A 1,438-nucleotide genomic window follows, 5' to 3' on the forward strand; every position below is an offset into this window, starting at 1 on the left:
GAGGCGGCCGATGCGCTCGGGCCGGACCTGCGCCCCGTCGAGCTGCCGGAACGCGGCCCGTCGGAAGTGTTGCGCTCGGCGCGCGCGTTCAACGCCATGCAAAAGCGCATCGCCGCGTACGTCGACGAGCGCGTGCGCATCCTGGCCGCCATCTCGCACGACCTGCAGACGCCGATCACGCGCATGCGCCTGCGCGTGGACATGATGGACGACGAAGCCCAGCAGCCGCGCCTGCGTGCCGACCTGGAAGAGCTGCAAGGCCTCGTCAAGGACGGCATCGGCTACGCGCGCGCGATGCACGGCGAACGCGAGCCGGCGCGCGCCATCGACCTCGACGCCCAGCTCGACAGCCTCGTGCTGGATTACCGCGACGCGGGCAGCGCCGTGAACCTCGAAGGCCGCATCGGTGCACCGGTGCACACGCGTCCGAAAGCGCTGCGGCGGATCATCGGCAACCTCGTCGACAACGCGTTGCGCTACGGCGGCGGGGCCGACATCGTCGTCGGGCGCGACAGCCAGGGCGCAGTCCTCATCCGCGTGCTGGACAACGGTCCCGGCATCCCCGCCGGGCAGCTGGAAGCCGTGTTCGAGCCGTTCTTCCGGCTGGAGGCATCGCGCAACCGCGACACGGGCGGCACCGGGCTCGGCCTGGCGATCGCGCGCCAGCTCGCGGGGAGTCTCGGCGGGACGCTCACCTTGCACAACCGGCCGGAGGGCGGGCTGGAGGCGCGGCTGACCCTGCCGTGACCTGCACGATTGGCGGATTTCAAGTACGATAATCGTTATCGCGATAATTTTCTAGATAATCATGCCTGACGATAAAGACGCCCGCGCCCAAGCTGCCCGCATGGCGGACTTCATGTGCTTTGCCATCTACTCGACCAATCTGGCTTACTCGCGCGTGTACAAGCCCGTGCTGGACGCGCTGGGCCTCACCTATCCGCAATACCTGGCGATCATCGCGCTATGGGAACAGGACCGGCAGACGGTCAAGGCCTTGAGCGAAAAGCTGTTCCTCGAACCGAGCACGGTAACGCCGATGCTCAAGCGGCTGGAAGCGATGGGCTATGTGCGCCGCGAGCGCGACAAGGAAGACGAGCGCAACGTCCGCATCTCGCTCACGGACGCGGGCCGCGCGCTGCGCGAGAAGGGACTTGGATTCGGCAAGCAGACGGTCGCCGCGTCCGGCCTCGGTCCGGAAGAATTCCCGCAGCTGCAGAAGGCCATCGTGCAATTGCGCGACAACCTGATCGACGCGGCGGGCAGGACGGACAGCTGACGCTCAGACTTCCGCGACGGGCGCCGCGCGCGCTTTCAGTGCGGCGATGACGAAATCGACCGTCGCACCGAGCTGCGCGGCGTCGGCGCCTGCCTTCGCGCTGATGCGCATGCCGCGGACGGCCGTGTGGATGAAGTGCGCGGCCGGGCTCGATCCGGC

At 68.1% G+C, this 1,438-nt stretch carries 2 protein-coding genes; both read left to right on the forward strand.

The annotated features are described in order from the left end of the window. Positions 1–747: ATP-binding protein (locus ACEN88_RS31605; protein WP_413346099.1), on the forward strand; the 747-nt coding region annotated here is incomplete at its 5' end. A 61-nt stretch (positions 748–808) separates the two neighbouring features. Further along, on the forward strand, positions 809–1,279 hold the full coding sequence (locus tag ACEN88_RS31610; protein WP_413346100.1) for a MarR family winged helix-turn-helix transcriptional regulator: 471 nt from the start codon (positions 809–811) through the stop codon (positions 1,277–1,279). Positions 1,280–1,438: the final 159 nt, after the last annotated feature.

The sequence above is a fragment of the Massilia sp. CT11-108 genome (genome assembly GCF_047302915.1).
GTDB lineage: Bacteria > Pseudomonadota > Gammaproteobacteria > Burkholderiales > Burkholderiaceae_D > Telluria > Telluria orientalis.

What these genes read in the sequence shown, in the direction of transcription:
- ACEN88_RS31610 (WP_413346100.1), top strand. Translation starts at nt 809, where the DNA reads ATGCCTGACGATAAAGACGCCCGCGCCCAAGCTGCCCGCATGGCGGAC.